General features: G+C 74.4%; 17 protein-coding genes. 13 read left to right on the top strand and 4 right to left on the bottom strand.

The genetic code is table 11. The annotated features are described in order from the left end of the window. Window positions 1-273 precede the first annotated feature (273 nt). Both ABUL08_RS11870 and shbA read right to left on the bottom strand, forming a co-directional pair. A complete protein-coding gene (locus ABUL08_RS11870) occupies window positions 274-1,275 on the bottom strand; it encodes an anti-sigma-D factor RsdA (protein ID WP_350937414.1) in 1,002 nt (333 codons plus the stop codon). Beyond that, window positions 1,272-1,850 carry an RNA polymerase sigma factor ShbA gene (gene shbA, locus ABUL08_RS11865; RefSeq protein ID WP_350937412.1) on the bottom strand — a complete coding sequence of 193 codons (579 nt, stop codon included), beginning with the start codon at window positions 1,848-1,850 and terminating at the stop codon, window positions 1,272-1,274. The genes ABUL08_RS11870 and shbA overlap by 4 nt, the downstream gene beginning before the upstream one ends. A gap of 161 nt (window positions 1,851-2,011) precedes the next feature. Here shbA and ABUL08_RS11860 point away from each other — a divergent pair, with 161 nt between their 5' ends. The 13 genes from ABUL08_RS11860 to ABUL08_RS11800 all read left to right on the top strand — a co-directional run bounded on the left by ABUL08_RS11860 (window position 2,012) and on the right by ABUL08_RS11800 (window position 14,892). Then, window positions 2,012-3,037 carry an ABC transporter ATP-binding protein gene (locus tag ABUL08_RS11860; RefSeq protein WP_350937409.1) on the top strand — a complete coding sequence of 342 codons (1,026 nt, stop codon included), beginning with the start codon at window positions 2,012-2,014 and terminating at the stop codon, window positions 3,035-3,037. Next, complete coding sequence (locus tag ABUL08_RS11855) at window positions 3,034-3,804, top strand: MlaE family ABC transporter permease (protein ID WP_350937408.1); 771 nt, start codon at window positions 3,034-3,036, stop codon at window positions 3,802-3,804. Before ABUL08_RS11860 ends, ABUL08_RS11855 begins: the two co-directional genes overlap by 4 nt. Before the next feature lies 1 nt (window position 3,805). Then, window positions 3,806-4,609, top strand: a complete 804-nt coding sequence (locus ABUL08_RS11850; RefSeq protein WP_350937406.1) for an MlaE family ABC transporter permease — start codon at window positions 3,806-3,808, stop codon at window positions 4,607-4,609. A gap of 2 nt (window positions 4,610-4,611) precedes the next feature. Beyond that, complete coding sequence (locus ABUL08_RS11845; RefSeq protein ID WP_350937404.1) at window positions 4,612-5,895, top strand: MCE family protein; 1,284 nt, start codon at window positions 4,612-4,614, stop codon at window positions 5,893-5,895. Further along, window positions 5,892-6,929: an MCE family protein gene (locus tag ABUL08_RS11840; RefSeq protein ID WP_350937403.1), complete on the top strand. Its 1,038-nt coding sequence runs from the start codon at window positions 5,892-5,894 to the stop codon at window positions 6,927-6,929. Before ABUL08_RS11845 ends, ABUL08_RS11840 begins: the two co-directional genes overlap by 4 nt. After that, window positions 6,926-7,909 carry an MCE family protein gene (locus ABUL08_RS11835; RefSeq protein WP_350937401.1) on the top strand — a complete coding sequence of 328 codons (984 nt, stop codon included), beginning with the start codon at window positions 6,926-6,928 and terminating at the stop codon, window positions 7,907-7,909. The genes ABUL08_RS11840 and ABUL08_RS11835 overlap by 4 nt, the downstream gene beginning before the upstream one ends. Then, entirely contained in the window at window positions 7,909-9,150 is a 1,242-nt protein-coding gene (locus ABUL08_RS11830) for an MCE family protein (RefSeq protein ID WP_350937398.1), read from the top strand. Before ABUL08_RS11835 ends, ABUL08_RS11830 begins: the two co-directional genes overlap by 1 nt. Beyond that, window positions 9,147-10,559: an MCE family protein gene (locus ABUL08_RS11825; protein ID WP_350937397.1), complete on the top strand. Its 1,413-nt coding sequence runs from the start codon at window positions 9,147-9,149 to the stop codon at window positions 10,557-10,559. Before ABUL08_RS11830 ends, ABUL08_RS11825 begins: the two co-directional genes overlap by 4 nt. After that, complete coding sequence (locus ABUL08_RS11820; protein WP_350937395.1) at window positions 10,556-11,812, top strand: MCE family protein; 1,257 nt, start codon at window positions 10,556-10,558, stop codon at window positions 11,810-11,812. The genes ABUL08_RS11825 and ABUL08_RS11820 overlap by 4 nt, the downstream gene beginning before the upstream one ends. Then, entirely contained in the window at window positions 11,809-12,675 is an 867-nt protein-coding gene (locus ABUL08_RS11815; RefSeq protein ID WP_350937393.1) for a hypothetical protein, read from the top strand. Before ABUL08_RS11820 ends, ABUL08_RS11815 begins: the two co-directional genes overlap by 4 nt. A 14-nt stretch (window positions 12,676-12,689) precedes the next feature. Further along, a complete protein-coding gene (locus tag ABUL08_RS11810; protein ID WP_350937392.1) occupies window positions 12,690-13,190 on the top strand; it encodes a hypothetical protein in 501 nt (166 codons plus the stop codon). A 104-nt stretch (window positions 13,191-13,294) separates the two neighbouring features. Further along, window positions 13,295-14,023, top strand: a complete 729-nt coding sequence (locus ABUL08_RS11805) for a YdcF family protein (protein WP_350937390.1) — start codon at window positions 13,295-13,297, stop codon at window positions 14,021-14,023. A gap of 119 nt (window positions 14,024-14,142) precedes the next feature. Further along, window positions 14,143-14,892 carry a glycosyltransferase family 2 protein gene (locus ABUL08_RS11800; RefSeq protein ID WP_350937388.1) on the top strand — a complete coding sequence of 250 codons (750 nt, stop codon included), beginning with the start codon at window positions 14,143-14,145 and terminating at the stop codon, window positions 14,890-14,892. A gap of 69 nt (window positions 14,893-14,961) precedes the next feature. Here ABUL08_RS11800 and ABUL08_RS11795 read toward each other — a convergent pair whose 3' ends face one another. Both ABUL08_RS11795 and ABUL08_RS11790 read right to left on the bottom strand, forming a co-directional pair. Further along, complete coding sequence (locus ABUL08_RS11795) at window positions 14,962-16,467, bottom strand: multicopper oxidase family protein (RefSeq protein WP_350937386.1); 1,506 nt, start codon at window positions 16,465-16,467, stop codon at window positions 14,962-14,964. A gap of 121 nt (window positions 16,468-16,588) precedes the next feature. After that, window positions 16,589-16,975 carry an ArsR/SmtB family transcription factor gene (locus ABUL08_RS11790; protein WP_350937385.1) on the bottom strand — a complete coding sequence of 129 codons (387 nt, stop codon included), beginning with the start codon at window positions 16,973-16,975 and terminating at the stop codon, window positions 16,589-16,591. Between the last annotated feature and the right edge of the window lie 66 nt (window positions 16,976-17,041).

The following is a 17,041-nucleotide window of genomic DNA, read 5'->3' as shown; positions in this document are numbered from 1 at the left end:
GGTGGAGCAGTCAACCACCGTCCGGTGCCGATCGCAACGGTGCAAGGTCAACTTTGTGAAGGCCACGTTGGTGCATCGCGGGTGGCCGCCGGAACGCAACAACCAGTGCCGTACGTCACGGCAGCCCACGGGCGTCGGGCGGGTGCCGGGCGGGCCGGGGTGTCGTCGGCGGGCCGGGCGGAGGCCACCGCCCGCGCCGGTGCGTACCCGGCGCGTCGGTGCGACCCGGGGCGCGTCCCGGGTGGCGGACGGACCGGTCGGGACGGCGGCCGGTCAGCCGAGCAGGTCTCCGGTGGGCAGCGGCAGCCCGGGCAGCGACGGCAGCACCGACGGCCCCAGCACGGACGGCAGCGGCAACGGTGGCAGCGGACCGGAGCCGGACGACGAGGTGGGTGAGGGCGCCGGTGCCGGTGCCGCCGGCACGGGTCTCGGCGCGGTCGTCCGGGGCCTCGGGGGGTGGGTGACGGCCGGGGTGCCGGCCGCCGAGGTGGCGGGCGACGGCCGCGTCGGCACGGGGGAGGTGGACGCGCACCGGGGCCAGGTGGGGCAGCCGTCCACCGCGGCCAGGTCACGCCGTACGCCGTCGATCTCGGCGCGCAGCCGGGCGACGTCGGTGGGGTCGGTGACCCGGGCCAGATCCCGCGCCGCCCGGTCGATGAGCTGTCGGGCGTCGTCGAACCGGCCCGCCGCGACGGCGGCACGCGCCTCGCCGATGGTGTGTTCGATCGCGAGCACCTCGGCCCGCTCCGGGTGCAGCACCTTGGTCAGTGCCCAGAGCGGACTGGCCGGTCCGGCGTTGCGGGTGCCGACCCCCAGCCCCGCGACCAGCACGAGGGCGGCGAGCGCCGTGGCGGCGAGCCGGGCGGCCCGCCGTCCGAACGGTCGCCGGCCGGGCCCGCCACGGCCCGCCCCGCCCCGGGCGGGCCTGAGACGGGCGGGTCTGTCCGGGGTGCCGGCCCGGACGTGGGCGACCCCCGGACGGGCGTCCACGCCGAGGGCCCGGGGCGCGGGATCGAGTGTGTGCGGCGCTGCGGCGCCGACCCAGGTGGCGGTGTCGTCCACGCCGTCGGAGGGCCGGGTGACGGTGTCGGAGAGTGGGGTGACGGTGTCGTCGCCGGCGGTGACGTCGGCGTGCCAGGCGGCCAGCAGCGCGGTGACGTCGTCCGGCTCGACCACCGGCCCGCCCCGGCCGAGGGCGTCGAGGAGCAGGTCGTCGTGGGCGATCACGCCGGGATCCAGCTCCTCGCCACCGCCGTCCGGCCAACGCTCACTCATGCCGCCACCTCGTCGAGTCCGTCGCCGGCCAGCGTACGGAGGCGGGCCAGGGCGCGGGACTGGGCCACCCGTACGGCCGCGGCCGACATGCCGAGAATGGTGCCGACCTCGTCGGCGGTGAGGCCCACCGCCACCCGCAGGGTGATGATCTCCCGCTGCGCGTCGGGCAGGCGGTGCAGCAGCACGGACAGTCGCCGGGCCAGGTCCGTGGCGACGGCCTGCTGCTCCGGGCCGGGGGCGGTGTCCGGGTGTTCCAGCGGCGTGTCGGTGACCGCCACGGCGGAGTCCCGGACGGCCGCCCGCTGCGCGTCGGCGACCTTGTTCGCCGCGACGGCGAAGACGAACGCCGCGAACGGCCGGCCCTGGTCACGGTAGCGGGGGAGCGCCTTCAGCACCGCCAGGCAGACCTCCTGGGCGACGTCGTCGGCGGTGGTGTACGCCCCGCCGATCCGGCCCAGCCGGGCCCGGCAGTAGCGGACGAGCCGGGGCCGCACGTCGGCGAGCAGGGCCGCAGTCGCCGCCCGGTCGCCGTCGGCGGCCAGACGGACGAGCTCCGGCTCGATCGCTGTGGTCATGGGATGCGAGACACCTTCGTTACCGGCGGGTCAACCGGCACCGTATCGAGACACCGGCCACTTTGCCTAGTTCACTCTCCGTCAACATTCGGTATCGGAAAGAAGTTGTTGCGTTCGGTCCGGCCGGCGCGATGTGTCAGGTAGCGACGAGGGGAGGGTGCATGGGTGTCGAAGTGGCCGTGCAGGGACTGACGAAGTCCTTCGGTGGTCAGCCGGTCTGGTCGGACATCAGCCTGACCCTGCCGGCCGGTGAGATCTCCGTGCTGCTGGGTCCGTCCGGCACCGGCAAGTCGGTGTTCCTCAAGACCCTGGTGGGGCTGCTGCGGCCCGACGCCGGCTCGATCTGGATCGAGGGCAAGGACCTGCCCCGGCTCTCCGAGCGGGCGCTGTACGAGGTGCGCAAGCTGTTCGGCGTGCTGTTCCAGGACGGCGCGCTCTTCGGCTCGATGACCATCTACGACAACGTGGCCTTCCCGCTGCGGGAGCACACCCGCAAGTCCGAGGCGCAGATCCGCGACGTGGTCACCGAGAAGCTCGACATGGTCGGTCTGGTCGGCGCCGAGAAGAAGCTGCCCGGCGAGATCTCCGGCGGCATGCGCAAACGGGCCGGCCTGGCCCGGGCGCTCGTGCTCGAACCCCGCATCGTCCTCTTCGACGAGCCGGACTCCGGCCTGGACCCGGTCCGCACCGCCTATCTGAACCAGCTCATCATCGACCTCAACCAGCGGACCGGGGCGACCTTCCTGATCGTCACGCACGACATCAACACCGCCCGCACGGTGCCGGACAACATCGGGCTCATCTACCACGGGCACCTGGCCATGTTCGGGCCGCGGGAGATGCTGCTGTCCAGCACCGAGCCGGTGGTGCGGCAGTTCCTCAACGCCCAACGGATCGGCCCGATCGGGATGGCCGAGGAGAAGGACGCCGAGGAGTTGCAGGCCGAGGCGGACGCGGGCGTCGAACTGCCCCCACTGCCGCCCATCCCGCCGCAACTGCCGCCGTCGGACGGACTGCCCCGGGCAGCCGAGCGGCCACCGGGCCAGTGGTGCCGGGAGCACAACGTCACCCCACCCCCCGGCTCCTTCGCGGGGCATCCCGACGGCGGGCACCCCGACCGCGGGCACCCCACCGTCGAACTCGATCCGACCGCCGACGGGCGACACCACCGGGAGGTGGCCGGATGAGCGCGCCCGTCGCCGCCGTCCGCCACACCGGCGAGTTCTTCGCGTTCTGCCTGGACACCCTGCGCGGCCTCGGCCGGCGACCGGTCCAGGTCCGCGAGTTCGTCCAGCAGGCCTGGTTCATCAGCTCGGTGTCGATCCTGCCCGCCGCGCTGGTCTCCATCCCCTTCGGCGCGGTCATCGCGTTGCAGCTCGGCTCGCTGGTGCGGCAGCTCGGCGCGCAGTCGTTCACCGGCGCCGCGTCGGTGCTCGCGGTGGTCCGCGAGGCCGGGCCGATCGTCACCGCGCTGGTCATCGCCGGCGCGGGCGGCTCGGCGATCTGCGCCGACCTCGGCTCCCGGAAGATCCGCGAGGAGCTCGACGCCATGCAGGTGCTCGGCATCGACCCGATCCACCGTCTGGTGGTGCCCCGGGTGCTCGCCTCGATGCTGGTCGCCGTGCTGCTCAACGGCCTGGTCAGCGTGGTCGGGGTGACCGGCGGCTACCTGTTCAACGTGGTCCTGCAGGGCGGCACGCCCGGCGCCTACCTGGCCAGCTTCCAGGCCCTGGGCCAGCTGCCCGACCTGCTGGTGGGTGAGTTCAAGGCACTGCTGTTCGGCGCTGCCGCCGCGCTGGTCGCCTCCTACCGGGGGATGACCGCCAAGGGTGGCCCGAAGGGGGTCGGCGACGCGGTCAACCAGAGCGTCGTCATCACCTTCATGCTGCTGTTCGCGCTGAACTTCCTCGTCACGGCCGTGTACTTCCAGGTCGTACCGCAGAAGGGAAGCTGACATGCCGGTGCTGCGACAGCTCGACGACCTCGGTGGGCAGTTGGCCTTCTATCTGCGCGCGTTCGCGTGGACGCCGCGCACCGTACGCCGCTACAAGCGCGAGGTGGTCCGGCTGCTGGCCGAGGTGAGCTTCGGCTCCGGCGCGCTCGCCGTGCTCGGCGGCACGGTCGGGGTCATCTGCTTCCTGACCTTCTTCACCGGCACCGAGGTCGGCCTGCAGGGCTACCAGGCGCTCAACCAGATCGGCAGCAGCGCCTTCACCGGCTTCGTCTCGGCGTACTTCAACACCCGGGAGATCTCGCCGCTGGTCGCCGCGCTGGCACTGTCGGCCACCGTCGGGTGCGGGTTCACCGCGCAGCTCGGGGCGATGCGGATCGCCGAGGAGGTGGACGCCCTGGAGGTGATGGGCGTGCCGTCGCTGCCGTTCCTGGTCACCACCCGCATGATCGCCGGCTTCGTCGCGGTCGTCCCGCTGTACGTGGTGGGGCTGCTCGCCAGCTACCTGGCCACCCGCACCATCGCAGTCTTCTACTTCGGGCAGTCGGCGGGCACCTACGACTACTACTTCCACCTGTTCCTGCCGCCCCAGGACGTGCTCTGGTCGTTCGGCAAGGTGCTGGTCTTCAGCGTGATCGTGGTGCTGGTGCACTGCTACTACGGCTACACCGCCAAGGGCGGGCCGGCCGCCGTCGGCGTCGCGGTCGGTCGGGCCGTGCGGCTCGCGATCGTCGCGGTCAACATCGTCGACTTCTTCCTGTCGCTGGCCATCTGGGGCGCGACCACCACCGTCCGGATCGCGGGGTGACCATGAGACATCGCATCCTCGGCATCGTCTTCATCGCCGTGCTGGCCACCGCGCTGACCGCCTCGGTGCTGCAGTACCGCAAGGCCTTCACCCCGGTCGCCTGGGTCACCCTGCACGCCGGCCGGTCCGGGCTGCAGCTCACCCCGGGCGCCGACGTCAAGGTACGCGGGGTCGTCGTCGGCGAGGTCCGCTCGGTCGGCAGCGACGGCACCGGCGCCACCCTGCGGCTGGCCCTGGACCCGGCCACCACGCCCCGGATCCCCGCCGACGTCACCGCGCGGCTGCTGCCCAAGACCCTCTTCGGCGAGCGGTACGTCGAACTCGTCCCGCCGGCCGGCGGCACCGCCGCGCCGATCCGGGACGGCGCGGTCATCACCCAGGACCGCAGTCGTACCGCCGTCGAGCTGGAACGGGTCCTCGACCAGGCGCTCCCCCTGCTCCAGGCGATCCGGCCCGACCAGCTCGCCGCGACGCTGGGGGCGCTGGCCGCCGCCCTCGAAGGACGCGGCGACCGGCTCGGCGCGAACGTGGTCCGGCTCGACGCGTACCTGCGGCAGCTCAACCCGGCGATGCCCACCATCGCCGAGGACGTCCGGAAACTCGCCGTCGTGCTGGACGGCTACGACGCGGCACTGCCCGACCTGCTCGCCCTGCTGCGCGACGTCACCGTCACCGCCCGCACCGTCACCGACCAGCGCAGCCAGCTCGCGGCGTTCCTCGTCGACGCCACCGACACCGCCGACGCCACCCGGGGCTTCCTCGACCGGCACGGCGACCAGCTCATCTCCCTCGGCCGGGTCAGCCGCCCCGTGCTGGAACTGCTCGCCACCTACTCACCGGAGTACCCCTGCCTGATGAGCGGCCTGGTCGCCCTGCAGCCCCGCGTGGAACAGGTCTTCGCCGACGGCCGGATGCACATCACCCTGGAGGTCACCCGGGACGGCGGGAAGTACCAGCAGGGCCGGGACGAGCCGGTCTACGCCGCGCACGACGGCCCGAACTGCCGCGGCCTGCCCCACCCGGCACAACCGGCGCCCGAGGTGGCGGTCGCCGACGGGTACGACCACCGGGGCGCCCGCCCGCGTACGCCACTGCCGGTCGGCCTGTCGGCCGGCGCGCCCGGCGGCGCCGCCCCGGACATGGGCCGGGCCGGCACCGGCGAGGAGCGTGCGCTGGTCAAGCCCCTCGTCGGCGCCGTCACCGGCACCCCACCGGCGGAGGTCCCCGACATCGCGGTCCTGCTCTGGGGGCCGCTGCTGCGCGGCGGGGTGGTGAACGCCCGATGAGCGCCCGGACGACGGCCGCGCCGCTGCTGAAGCTGGTGGTCTTCGCCGCGGTGACCCTGCTGCTGACCGCGTTGCTGGCGCAGACCCTGGGCGCGTTCCCGCCGGGCGGCGTCACCTACCGCGCCCGGTTCACCGACGTCACCGGGCTCCTCCCGGGCGACGACGTCCGGGTCGCCGGGGTCAAGGTCGGCCGGGTCAGCCGGATCACCGTGGTCGACAGCACGGTCGCCGAGGTGGCCTTCACCGTCACCGCCGACGTTCCGCTGGCGACCAGCGTCCGCGCCCGGATCCGCTACCGCAACCTGGTCGGGCAGCGGTACGTGGCGTTGAGCGAAGGACCGGGGGAGGGTCGGCCGCTGCGGCCCGACGGTCTCATCCCGCTGGGGCAGACCACCCCGGCGCTGGACCTCACGGTGCTGTTCAACGGCTTCCGGCCGCTGTTCACCGCCCTCGACCCGGACGACGTCAACAAGCTCGCCTACGAGATCATCCAGGTGCTCCAGGGGGAGGGCGGCACGGTGGGCAGCCTGCTGCGCCGCACCGCGTCGCTGACCAACACCCTCGCCGACCGGGACGCCGTCATCGGCCGGGTCATCACCAACCTCAACAACGTCCTCGGCACCCTCGCGGCCCGGGACCGCAACCTCGACCAGAGCATCAGCCAGCTCCAGCAGTTCGTCTCCGGGCTCTCCGGCGACCGCAAGGCGATCGGTGAGTCGCTGGTCAGCATCGGTGAACTGACCACCACCACGTCGTCGCTGTTGCGCCAGGCCCGGCCACCGCTCGCCGCGGACATCCGCGCCCTGGACCAGCTCAGCGGCAACCTCAACCGCAACGCCGCCGTCATCGACGGCACCCTCGGCCGGCTGCCCGAGCGCTACCAGTCCCTGACCCGGGTCGCCTCGTACGGCTCCTGGTTCAACTTCTATCTCTGCGACTTCGACGGCACCGTGGCGGTGGCCGGCCGGGCCCCGCTCGACGTGCCCACCTTCAGCGCCCCGGCCGCCCGATGCGCCACCGGAGGCAGCCGATGACCCCGTTCCGGGACCGCAACCCCGTCGTCGTCGGCGCGGTCGGGCTGACACTGATCGTCGCCGCGCTGCTGGGCGCCTTCCAGCTCGACCGGCTGGCCGACCTCACCGGACGCGCCTACCGGGCGGCGTTCCACGACGCCAGCGGCCTCACGGTCGGCAACGAGGTCCGCGTCGCCGGCGTGCGGGTGGGCAAGGTGACCGCGGTGGAGCTGGCCCGCGACACGACGTCCTACGTCCGGGTCCGGTTCCGGGTGGACGACGACAGCGTCCGGCTCGGTGACCGGACCGGCGCCACGATCAGGATCAAGACCGTGCTCGGTCAGAAGTACCTGGCCCTCGCGCCGGCCGGCCCTGGTCGACTGCCCGAGGGCGGGCAGATCCCGCTCGCCCGCACCGCCGCGCCGTTCGACGTGGTGCAGGCGGTCAGCGGACTCGCCGACACCCTCGACAAGGTCGACACCGACCAGCTCGCCGCCGCCTTCACCACCCTGTCGCGCACCTTCGCCGACACCCCCGGCAGCGTCAACGCCTCCCTGGTCGGGCTCTCCCGGCTGTCCCGGTCCGTCGCCGGGCGCGACGCGGAACTGCGGACCCTGCTCGGCCGGGCCCGCGAGGTGACCGCCGTGCTCGCCACCCGCGACGAGGAGTTCCGCAAACTCGTCACCGACGGCGAGGCGCTGCTGACCGAGGTGAGCCGGCGTCGCGACGCCATCCACAAGCTCCTCGTCGGCACCGACGAACTCGCCACCCAGCTCTCCGGCCTGGTCACCGACAACCGCGCCCGGCTCGGTCCCGCGCTGGCCAAGCTGCGTGACGTGGTCGCCATCCTGCAACGCAACCGGGACGAGCTGGAACAGACCATCCGGCGGATGGGTCCCTTCGTGACCGCGTTCGCCAACGTGGTCGGCAACGGCCGCTGGTTCGACTCGTACGTCTCCGGTCTGCTCCAGCCGTACCAACCCACGACGGGAGGCCGCTGATGCCCGGTTCCCTCCAGCGGTGGCGACGACCGCTCGCCGTCGCCACCGCCCTGCTCGTCGCCGTCGCCGGCGGTGCGGTCGCGCTGCGCGGCGGCACCCCCGACCGGCGGGTCGTCGCCTGGTTCACCCGCGCCGTCGGGGTCTATCCCGGCTCGGACGTGCGGGTGCTGGGCGTCCGCGTCGGTGAGGTGTTCGCGGTGACACCGCAGGGCCGCGCGGTCAAGGTGACGATGACGTACGACCCCGAGGTCGAGATCCCCGCCGACGCGCAGGCGCTGATCGTCCCGCCCAGCGTGGTCAGCGACCGGTACGTGCAGCTCACCCCGGCCTACGCCGGTGGCCCCACACTCGGCGACGGCACCGAGATCCCGCTGTCGCGCACCGTCGCGCCCATGGAGATCGACGACATCTACCAGGCACTCGACGAGTTCAACCGCACCCTCGGCCCGCAGGGCGCCAACCGCGACGGCGCCCTGTCCGACCTGGTCGCCACCGGCCGCGCCAACCTGGCCGGCAACGGACAGAACCTGCACGACACCCTCGACGGCCTGTCCCGCGCCCTGACCACCCTCTCCGACGGCCGGCAGGACCTCTTCGGCTCCGTCGCCAACCTGCAACGCTTCACCACCGCGCTGGCCCGCAGCGACCAGCAGGTACGCGGCTTCAACCAGCAGCTCGCCGACGTCGCCGGACAGCTGGCCGGGGAACGCGACGAACTCGCCGCCGCGCTGCGCAACCTCGCCACCGCGCTGACCGACGTGACCACCTTCGTCCGGCAGAACCGGGCCGCGCTCACCTCCAACGTCGCCGCGCTGACCGACATCACCGGCGTGCTGGTCCGCCAGCAGCAGGCGGTCATCCAGATCCTCGACGTCGCCCCGCTCGCGCTGGACAACCTCAACCTCGCCTACAACCCGCGCTCCGGCACCCTGGACACCCGGGACAACGCCCTGGGTCCGTACGACCCGGCCGGCTTCGCCTGCTCGCTCATGGCCGACCAGCTCCCCGTGGCCCAGGTGCCCGCGAAGTGCCTGGCCCTCGCGCAGACCCTGCACGCGCGCGGACTGCCCATGACCGACCAGCTGCGCAAGCTGCTCAAGCTGCCGCCCGGCGCCCCGGCGACCGGCGGGCCCGCACCGGGAAGCAGCTCCCAGGGTGCGCCCACCCCCGGCCCGGCGCCGGGCGGCTCCACCAGCACCGGCGACCCCACCCTCGGCGGCATCCTGCGGGGGACGGCATGACCGCCCGGGTGCTGCGGACCCTGGCCTGGGCCGTCCTGGTGGCGCTGCTCCCGGCCGGCTGCGGCCTGCCCGACGTCACCGCCCTGCCGCTGCCCGGCGGCGCGCCGAAGGGCGACGGATACCAGGTCGTCGCCGAGTTCGCGGACGTGCTCGACCTGGTGCCGCAGGCCGCCGTCAAGGTCGACGACGTGACCGTCGGCACCGTGGAGAAGATCTCCCTGGCCGGCTGGACCGCCCGGGTGACCCTGCGGCTCGGTCGTGACGTCCGCCTGCCGGCCAACGCCACCGCCGCGGTCCGGCAGAGCAGCCTGCTGGGCGAGAAGTACGTGACGGTCGCGCCGCCACCCACCGGGGCGGCGACCCGCCGCCTCGCCGCCGGCGACGTCATCCCGCTGTCGCGCACCAACCGCGGCGCCGAGGTCGAGGAGGTCCTCGCCGCCCTCGGGTTGCTGCTCAACGGCGGCGGGCTGGCGCAACTGCGGACCATCAACGAGGAGCTGGGCAACGCCCTCGCCGGCCGGGAACCCGCCGTCCGGGACGCACTGCACCAGCTCGACACCTTCATCGGCGGGCTGGACCGGCAGAAGGCCGACCTGGTACGCGCCCTCGACGCGCTCGACCGGCTGACCGGCCGGCTCGACCGGCAGAAACAGGTGCTCGGCGACGCGGTCGACTCCCTCGGCCCCGGCCTGACCGTGCTGGCCGGCCAGCGGGCCCAACTGACCAGGGCGCTGACCGCCCTCGACCGGCTCGGCGCCGTCGGCACCCGGGTCGTCGACCGCAGTCGCGAGGACACCCTGGCCGACGTCCGGGCGCTGCAACCCATCCTGGAGCAGCTGGTGCGCGCCGGGGACGACCTGCCGAAGTCGCTGGACTTCATGCTGTCGTACCCGTTCCCGCCGAACGTCACCGGCGCGATCGTCGGCGACTTCGTCAATCTCTCCGTCACCGCCGACCTCGACTCGGCGTCGATCCTGGCGAACCTGCTCGCCGCGGCCCCCGCCCCGGCCCGCCGGACGGCACCGACGCCCGCCGCCCCGGCCGGGCCACCCCGGACCGGCGGGGCGTCCCCGACCGTCCCGCGGCCCGGCACCGGCCCGGCTCCGGTTCCCGGCCTGCCGCTGGTGACGTGCCTGCCCGACCCGAAGCACTTCCCGACGACCTGGACGCCGCCGAAGGACTGCCTGCTGCCGCAGGGCTGCGTGCTGCTCCGACCCGGTTCGGCGGTGCCCGTCGGCGGGCTGATCCTGCCGAAGGGCGTCGTACCGCCGGGGACCGCCTTTCCCGCCGGGACCGAACTGCCGGCCGGCACCGTCCTGTCGGCGCAGTGCGTGCTGCCGGTGACCGGCGCGGTGACCGGACAGATCGGCGACCTGCCGGACGTCCTCGGAGGGGGCCTGCTGCCGTGACCGGACGTACCGCGAAACTTCAGGTCCTGGCGTTCGTGCTGGTGAGCGTCCTCGGCATCGGCTACGTCGGCGTCCGCTACGTCGGCCTCGGTGAGCGGCTCTTCGGCGGCAGCTACGTCGTGCACCTGGACCTCGCCCGGGCCGGCGGGATCTTCGCCAACGCCCCGGTCACCTACCGTGGCGTGCCCGTCGGCCGGGTCACCGCGGTCGCCCTGCGCGGCGACGGGGTCCGCGCCGACCTGCGCCTGCGGCGCGACGTCCGGGTGCCCGACGACCTGCGCGCCGTGGTGGCCCAGCGCTCCGCCGTCGGCGAGCAGTACGTCGACCTGCGCCCGGAACGCGACAGCGGGCCGTACCTCGCCGACGGGGCGGTGATCCCGGCCGACCGGACCGGTGTCCCGCTCGCCCCGGAGACGCTGCTGACCAACCTCGACGCGCTGGTGCGCTCCCTCGACCCCGACGACCTCCGCGTGCTGATCACCGAACTCGGCACCGCGTTCGAGGGCAACGAGCAGGCGTTGCCCCGGATCCTCGACGCGGGCGACGGGCTGCTGACGGAGGCGACCGCCCGGCTGCCGGAGACGCTGACCCTGATCCGCGACGGACGTACGGTGCTCACCACCCAGGCGGAGTCGGCGGCGGCGCTGCGCCGCTGGGCGGCCGGTCTGGCCCAGCTGGCGGCCACGCTCCGGGCCGCCGACCCCGATCTGCGGCGGCTGCTCGCCGCCGGTCCTCCCGCCGGGCGCGAACTGGTCGCGCTGCTGCGCGGGTTGGATCCGACGGTCGGCACCCTGCTCGGCAATCTGGTGACCGTCAACGGCATCGCCGCCCGGCGGCTGCCCGGCATCGAGCAGTTGCTGGTGGTGTACCCGGTCGCCGTCGCCGGCGGGTTCACGGTGACCCCGGGCGACGGCACCGCCCACCTCGGCCTGGTCGTCAACGCCGCCGATCCACCGTCCTGCGTGTACCGGGGCGGCGGGACGACCTGCGGTGCGGGGGAGCGGGCGGCCGGCGCCAGCGTGCGCGGCGCCGGCAACGCGCCCCGGCCGGGTGGCCGGGAGCCGGCCGGCGGCCCGGCCCGGTCCGGGACCCCGCCCCCCGGCGGGACCGGAACCGCCGGGTACGACCCGGCGACCGGCCTGGTGCTCGGCCCCGACGGCCGGCCGCTGCAGTTCGGCGGCACCGGCGGCCAGTCCCGGACGGCCGGGGCCCAGTCGTGGAAGCAGTTGCTGCTCGCCGGAGTGACCCCGTGACCGGCGCGAAGAAGGAGGTGGCGATGCAGGCCCGCAGGAACCACACGCTGAAAGTGATCAAGGGCGCCAAGCCCGGAGTGGCCGGCCGGGCGGCCCAGCGCCGGATGGTCCCCCGGCAGCTTCCCCGACCCGTGGAGCCGATCGAGGAGCTGCTGAAGCGGCTCGACGAGGAACCGGTCGAGGATCCGGCGGAGTTCGCGGACCCGGCCGGCGACGACGACCCGGCGGACCCGGACGGCCCGCCGGAGGAGGACACCGCGGCCACCCCCCGCACCGCCGCACCGGCCGCCACCAGGTCGGCCGCCACCAAGTCGACCACCGCCAAGCCAACCACCGCCAAGCCGACCCCCGCCACGTCGGCCACCACCGCGCCGCTGCGCCGCCGACGGTCGCTGGTCGTCCTGCTCGTGGCCGTGCTCGTCGCCGCTGTCGCGGCCGCCGGGGTGACCGGCCACCGGTGGTACGTGGACCGGGCGACGGACCAGGCGCGACAGGCGGCTCTCGCCGCCGCCAAGCAGGCCAGCGTCAACTTCGTCTCGATCAGCGCGGCCAGCGTGGACCGGGACATCCAACGGATCACGGCCGAGGCGACCGGTGACTTCCGCGACGAGTTCACCCGGGGGCAGTCCCAGGTCCGCGCCGCCGTCGTCGAGAACAAGGTCGACTCGCACGGCACGGTGCTGCGGGCCGGCCTGGTCTCCGGGGACCGCCGCCGGGCGGTGGTGCTGGTCGCCGTCGACGCGACCGTCAAGAACGTCAAGGCGCCGCAGGGGCGGCCGTCGCACTACCGGATCCAGCTGGACCTGGTCCACGACGGGGATTCCGGCCGCTGGCTCGTGTCCCGCCTGCAGTTCGTCGGATGAGAGAGGGAGGACCCGTGCGTACCCTGGTCGGAATCTCGCGGCCCCGCAGCGGGCCGGTCCCGGTGCTGGCCGTCGCGATCCTGCTGGCGGCGGTCGTCGCCGGCCTCGCCTGGTGGGGCGACCACCAGGCCGGGCGGCGGGACGCCGCCGTACGACAGGCGCTGGCCACCGCGCCCGCCGCCGCCAAGGCCATCTTCTCCTACGACTACCGCACCTTCGACGACAGCGTCGCCAACGGCCGCACCTTCGCCACCGGCGCTTTCGGAAAGGAGTACGCGCAGACCACGGCGGCGTTGAAGCCGACCGCCACCACGCAGCAGGCGGTCGTGGCGGCGGAGGTGTCCGCGACGGGCGTGGTGAGCGCGACCGCCGACCGGGTCGAGTTGCTGGTCTACCTCAACCAGTACCGGCGCAACGTGAACACGGCGGGGGAGAAGGTCGACCAGAACCGGGTGGTGCTCACCCTGATCCCGGTCGACGGGGAGTGGAAGGTCGCCGAGGCCACCGCGATCTGATCCGGCGGTGTCGGGCCGGGCGGTGGGCCCACCCGGTCGGGACCACGGCGGGTCCGTCTCCGGCGGCTGGGTACGCTCGGGGCAGCAACCGCCCGGGGGAGCGCATGACACCACCGACCGCCCAGGCGCTCGTCGTCTTCGGGCGCGGCGTCCGCTGCGTCGACGGCAGCTATGCGCTCACCCCGGCCAGCCTCGCCCGGGTGCGGGCCGCCGTCGACTACGTCCGCGCCCACGAGGCGGGCTTCCTCTGCGCGGCGGCCCGGGGCCGCCGGCCCCGGATCGTCTTCACCGGCGGCTGGGCCGAGGCGTGCGAGGGCGCGCCGCCACCGCCGGTCGGCAGCCGCGAGGGCGACCTGATGCTCCGCGCGGCCCGGGCGGCCGGCCTCGACCGGTACGCGGACCTGCGCGCCGAGACCCGGTCCCGGAGCACCCTGGAGAACCTGGTCAACGCCGTCGAGGACGGACTGCTGTCGGGTCGGGACTTCACCGCGGGTCGCCCGTTGGGCCTCGTCTCGCACGCCTGGCACCTGCCCCGGGTCCGGTTCCTCGCCGGGAAGGTGCTCGGCCTGCCCGGCGCGGCCCTGCTCGACGTGCCGGCGCTCGACAGTGGACCGCTCCACCGTGGACGCGCCGAGCGGGCTGCCCGGCTGGTGGTCCGGCTGGCCTTCCTCGGCGTCGGTGACCTGCGGGTCCTGCTGCGTCGCGAGCGGACCATGGTGGCCGCCCTGCGGCGGGCGGAACGGTGGCTGCGCCGTGGTCGGCGGCGCGGCACGCCGTCGACGGGACCCGGTGCCCGCACCGATGCGCGACGAGGTGCCCGACGGGGTATGTAGGCGGGCGCCACCCGTAAGGCACCCGTCGACCACGGTCGAGCCGGCTTCCGGTACGCGGCCACCCGCCGTGCCGCCGACCCGGCCCTCGCCCAGGTCCGAACAGGACAGGAAGGGAACCGATGATCCTCCTCGCGCCGGTGTACCAGCCAGGCGACCGCCTGCCCGAGCTGGTCTCCGACCTCCGGGCCGCCGCGCCCGGGATCCGGGTCGTGGTCGTCGACGACGGCAGCAGCGGCCCGGGGCCGGACCGGGCCCTCGACGCGGCCCGCGACCTCGGCTGCACCGTCCTGCGGCACCGGACCAACCTCGGCAAGGGGGTCGCGTTGCGGACCGGCTTCCGGTACGTCGCCGAGACGCATCCCGGGCAGGACGTGGTCTGCGCCGACGCCGACGGCCAGCACACCGTCACCGACATCCTGCGGGTGGCCGACCTGGTCCCGGCGACCGGCGCGATGGTGCTCGGGGTGCGCCGCCTGGACGGGCAGGTGCCGCTGCGCAGCCGGGTCGGCAACGCCGCCACCCGGCTGCTGTTCCGCGCCGTCACCGGCTGCCCGGTGCGGGACACCCAGACCGGGCTGCGGGCCTACCCGGCGGCGCTGCTCGACTGGCTGCTGACCATCCCCGGCGACCGTTTCGAGTACGAGATGGCCGTCCTGCTGGAGGCGACCCGGGTCGGTCAGCGGATCGAGCAGACCACCATCGACACCCACTACGTGCAGGGCAACGCCTCGTCGCACTTCAGCTCGCTCGCCGACTCGGCCCGCGTCTACCGGCCGCTGCTGGGCTTCGCGGTCTCCCGCCTCGTCGACCCGTCCCGGTCCCGGTGGGCGTCCACCTCCGCCACCGCGGCCCGCTCCCCGCAGGTCTGAGCCGCATCCCGCCCCGGGTGTGCCGGCCCGGGGCGGGGCTCAGCCGTGCGCGGCGGCGTCGGCCGGCGCTCAGGCCCGGTAGGCGAGGTCGACCATCATGCCGGTCTCGGCGTGGTAGACGTTGTGGCAGTGGGTCATCCACCGGCCGGGGTTGACGGCGTCCAGCTCCACGGCGACGGTCCGACCCGGCGTGACGATGACGGTGTCCTTGCGGGCGCCGCCGCCGGCCACCGCGAAGGTGTGCCCGTGCACGTGCATCGGGTGGAACATCGTCGTGGTGTTGACGAACTCCAGCCGTACCCGCTCGCCGTGGCCGACCACCAGCGGATCGGCGTCGTCCCAGGTCGCCCCGTTGACCGTCCAGCGGTACGGCATCATGCCGCCACCCAGCACCAGCCGGTGCGTCCGGTCCGGCCGCCGCCGCGGCAGCGCCACCTGCGCCGCCGCGCGCAGCGTGCCGGTGTTGCGCACCTGGCGGTCCAGTTCGGCGGGGCGGACGGCGGGTGGGGGCGGATCGCCCGCGCCGGTGCGTACCACCGCCAGCCCCTGCCCGGTCTTGCCCTCGGCGGCGGCGACCAGCCCGAAGACGCCGTCGCCGAGGCGGACCAGCAGGTCGACGCGCTCACCCATGCCGAGCAGCAGCGAGTCGGTGTCGGTCGGCACCACCGGGAAGCCGTCGGTGTGGGTGACGGTGAGCCGGTGACCGCTGAGCGCCACCCGGTAGGCGGTGTCCGAGGCGGCGTTGACCAGTCGGATCCGCACCCGCTGGCCCGGACGCCCGGTCAGCGTGACCGGGGCGGCCGGCACCCGCCCGTTGACCAGCTGGTGCGGGTACGCCACGTCCCCGGCGCCGCCGAGCAGCGGCGAGGTCATCAGCTCCATGCCGCCCGACATGCCGGGCATCCCCGCCATCCCGCCCATGCTGCCGTGCCCGCCCATCGAGGTGAGCGCGGCGAGCACGTCGTCCGGGGTGCGGCCGGTGCCGTCCACCCAGTCGTCGAGCACCACCACCCACTCCTGGTCGTGGTCGCCGGCCTCGGCGGGGTCGTCGACGACGAGGACCCCGTACAGGGCGCGGTCGAGCTGGACCCCGGAGTGCGGGTGATAGAAGTAGGTGCCCGGGTCGGGGACGGTGAACTCGTAGGTGTACCGACCACCGGCGGCGATCGGGCGCTGGGTCACCCCGGGCACCCCGTCCATGTCGTTGCGCAGGGCGACGCCGTGCCAGTGCACGCTGGTCGACACGGGCAGGTCGTTGGTCACCTCGACGCGCAGCAGGTCGCCGGGGCGGGCGCGCAGCAGCGGACCGGGACCGCTGTCGGCGTACCCCCAGGTGGTGACGACCGGGCCGCCGAGGTCGTGCCGGACCGGCCGGGGGTGCAGCCGGGCGGTGACGGTGGTCGCGCCGGGCCGGCGGCGGGCCGCCTCGGTCCGCGCGACCAGGGGGTCGTGCGGTCCGACGAGACGTGGATCGAAGGCCCCGCCCGCCCAGGCGGCGGCTCCGGCGGCGCCGGCCAGGCCGACCGTCCCGGCGATGCCGGCGAGCAGGCGCCGACGGCTGATGGTCGGCGGCATCGCTGCTCCTGTCCCGCGCCGCGGCCGGTCCGCGATCTCACCACCGACGCTGCTCCGACCGAACCCGCCGGACCACGGCAGCAGGGCCCCTGACCAGGGGACGAAGGTCCCGACCGGCGCCTCAGGAGCCGGCTGCCCCGCCGGCCGGGACGTGTGCGGTCAGGTCGCCGCTGGCGTGGTCGGGCAGGTCCCGGTCGGTGTGGTCGGCGTGGAAGAGCGCTTCGGCGAGCAGTGCCCGCACGTGCACGTCGGTCGCCGAGTAGTGGACGAAGGTGCCCTCCCGGCGACCGCGGACCAGGCCGGCCAGGCGCAGCTTCGCCAGGTGCTGGCTCACCGCGGTGGGCGAGGCGCCGACCAGCTCGGCCAGGCACGCGACGGAGGACTCACCCTGGAGCAGCGCCCAGAGGATCTTGATCCGGGTCGGGTCGGCGAGCATCCGGAAGCCTTCGGCGGCCAGGTGGACCTGCTCGTCGTCGGGCATCCGGAAGCCCGGCAGGGAGGTGTGCACGGGCCCAGCCTAGCCGTATCCGGCCGGTCGACTGCTCAGCTGACTGAATACCTGCGAACAGACGCA

This window comes from Micromonospora sp. CCTCC AA 2012012 (assembly GCF_040499845.1).
Lineage (GTDB): Bacteria > Actinomycetota > Actinomycetes > Mycobacteriales > Micromonosporaceae > Micromonospora > Micromonospora mangrovi.
This window is presented reverse-complemented; position numbering and strand designations above follow the sequence as displayed.